2 protein-coding genes are annotated in these 2101 nt (G+C 50.8%); both read left to right on the plus strand.

Features of this window, described 5'->3' with window-relative positions; translation table 11 throughout:
• The first annotated feature begins 72 nt into the window (after positions 1–72).
• Positions 73–1251 (plus strand): aminotransferase class V-fold PLP-dependent enzyme, encoded by a 1179-nt coding sequence (locus tag ACR0P9_RS11440; protein ID WP_432620257.1) that lies wholly within the window; start codon positions 73–75, stop codon positions 1249–1251.
• A gap of 86 nt (positions 1252–1337) precedes the next feature.
• The coding region (gene cdaA, locus ACR0P9_RS11445) for a diadenylate cyclase CdaA (RefSeq protein WP_432620259.1) at positions 1338–2101 on the plus strand (764 nt) is incomplete at its 3' end.

The following is a 2101-nucleotide window of genomic DNA, read 5'->3' on the forward strand; positions in this document are numbered from 1 at the left end:
ACAAAGATACTGCACGAGCAAAAGCCTGTCTGAAGCATGTGACGGACATGGAGTGGTGCTGGGGGAATTCTGATGATTTATCTGGATAATGCAGCGACAACGCTGGAAAAACCGCCTGCGGTAGCCCATGCGATGCGCTGGGCAATGCAGCACGCCGGAGGCGTCGGCAGAAGTGCTCATCTCCCTGCGATGCTGGGCGCAGATATTGTATATGATACTCGGCGGCTGGCAGCAAAGCTGTTTGATGTGCCCGATCCCCGCCGCGTCATTTTTACTGCAAACGCCACGCAGGCACTCAACATGGCTCTATATGCCATGGCACAGACCTGCCGCCATATTGCGATTTCCGGCTTTGAACACAATGCTGTGTACCGTCCTGTGCTGGAGCTGGTCAAACGACAGAATATCAAACTCACGATACTCAAAAGCGAACTGTGGAATGATGATATGCTGCTGGAGCAAGCACAGCAAGCAATTGCAGACGGCGCGGACTGCTTTGTACTATGCCATGTTTCCAATGTCTTCGGCTATATTCAGCCGCTGGAACCGTTGGATGCGCTGTTGACAAAGCATGGAATCCCTCTTATCTTAGATGCCTCGCAATCCGCCGGTGTGGTTCCCCTTGCTGTCTCTCAGCTGCACAGCCTCGCCGCCGTCGGAATGCCCGGCCACAAGGGCTTATATGCTCCGCCGGGAACAGGAATCTTATTATGGCTGTCACAAGATCTGCCTGCACCGCTGCTGCTCGGCGGCACTGGCAGTCTGTCTGAGCAGGCGGACATGCCGGACTTTTTGCCGGATCGGCTGGAAGCAGGTACTGTCAATCTCGCGGGAATTGCCGGATTGTTTGAAGGCTTGCAGTTTATATCCAAATTAGGTGAGCCGGAGATCGCCGCTTGGGAGTGCCGTCTGCGTGATTTGGCAGTAGAAAAACTACGAGAAATCCCCGGTATTACGCTATATCTTTCACCCAAACCACAGCAACAAACCGGCGTACTGTCCTTTACGTGCCGTCAGCTGCCGTGCGAAACCATTGCACAGCGATTGGCCGAGCAAAATATCTGTGTCCGTGCAGGCTTGCACTGTGCGCCGCTTGCTCACCGGACAGCAGGTACAATCGAAACCGGAACGGTGCGCCTTTCACCTGGATGGTTTCAATCAATGCGTCAGATACGAAAATTTTGTGACGCACTAGCGCATATTTGTGGAAAAGAATCTGACCAAATTTGTGAGGAAGTGTTCACACGCTGAAAAAATTGTGGTAAAATAATAACAAGCATGGGATTTTTCATGCTGGAAACTGTGTATTTCGCAGAACTAAGGGATTGAATAACTGTATGGATTATATCCAAATGATTATGCAAAATTTAATGTCTCTGACAGTTTCAGACGTGATAGATATTGCGGTGGTCTCGTTTCTCATCTACCAAATTGTCAAATTGGTACGGGAAACGAGTTCTACCCGCATTATTCGCGGTGTTATTATTCTAATTGTCGCCATGTGGCTGTCCAGTATCTTGCAATTGACAATGGTCAATTATTTATTCCGTGCGATACTGACATGGGGCATTGTCGTCGTGGCCATTGTCTTCCAGCCGGAACTTCGCCGTATTTTGGAGCGCGTTGGCAAGAGCAAGCTGTCCACTCTGATGATTCGCAACGATGCGATTCCTATGGAGGAATCCGTCATCCGCGAGATGGTACATGCCTGCTCCGAGATGTCGTGGTCACGCACCGGTGCGCTGATTATCTTTGAGCGCAAAGAAAATCTCAGCGATATTATTCGCACGGGAACGGTGATTAATGCAGATGTCAAGGACGAGCTGATTCGCAACATCTTTTATGAAGGCGCACCGCTGCATGACGGCGCGATGATTATCCGAGATGGCCGCATTCACGCTGCAGGCTGTGTGCTTCCGCTGTCTCCTAACCCGAATCTATCCAAGGAACTGGGTACGCGGCATCGAGCTGCTGTCGGTATGAGCGAAAAATTTGATTCGCTCAGCTTGGTTGTTTCAGAGGAAACCGGTTCGATTTCCATCGCCATAGATGGCGAATTGCAGCGGCATCTCGTGCCGGAGCAGCTAGAAGAAATTCTGCG

Source organism: Butyricicoccus sp. (assembly GCF_050872565.1).
In the GTDB taxonomy this organism is placed as follows: domain Bacteria; phylum Bacillota; class Clostridia; order Oscillospirales; family Butyricicoccaceae; genus Butyricicoccus_A.

Coding starts and splice junctions, on each gene's coding strand:
- ACR0P9_RS11440 (WP_432620257.1), top strand. CDS start 73: ATGATTTATCTGGATAATGCAGCGACAACGCTGGAAAAACCGCCTGCG.